Source organism: Escherichia sp. KCJ4928, assembly GCF_004352695.1.
Lineage (GTDB): Bacteria > Pseudomonadota > Gammaproteobacteria > Enterobacterales > Enterobacteriaceae > ECMA0423.
Window position 1 is genome coordinate 1 of the sequence record NZ_SJWV01000586.1, and the last position, 500, is coordinate 500.

Annotated in this window: 1 protein-coding gene; it reads right to left on the bottom strand. The window is 56.2% G+C overall.

Annotated elements, in window-relative coordinates; translation table 11 throughout:
- Window positions 1-500: hemagglutinin repeat-containing protein (locus E0D98_RS25725; protein WP_131891521.1), on the bottom strand; the 500-nt coding region annotated here is incomplete at both ends.

Here is a 500-nt window from a genome sequence, read left to right on the forward strand (position 1 = left end):
CATCAGCCCGGATTTTTTCTCCTGTTTCAGGTGTGTTTCACGGTTGCTTTCTGTCAGCGTACCGATATTCAGGTTATTTCCGGCAGCCAGGGAGACACGGTTATCCCCGGCCACACTGCTGCCCGTGACGTTCAGATTATGTCCGGCACCGATACTGACCGTATCCCCGTTCAGTTCACTGCCTGTCATGGTCCGGCGGTCAGTGACATCATGCGTGGTAGTGGTGGTTTTCGATAACATCCCGCTGTTGCCGGTCACTTTATGGTATTCATCCAGCGAGCGGGTATTCTGTGCACCGGTCAGCGTCACGTCATGACCCGCCATCAGGGCCAGGCCTTTCTGAGCTGACAGCGATGCCGCCTGTGACGTCATATCCCGTCCGGCGGTCAGCGTGACATCACCGTTACCGGCAAGCGTGCTGCCCGTACTCTGTGTGACGCCCTGCGACAGACGATTATTTTTGTCCCAGGTAATATTGTCCTGCGCGGATGTGGTCACTG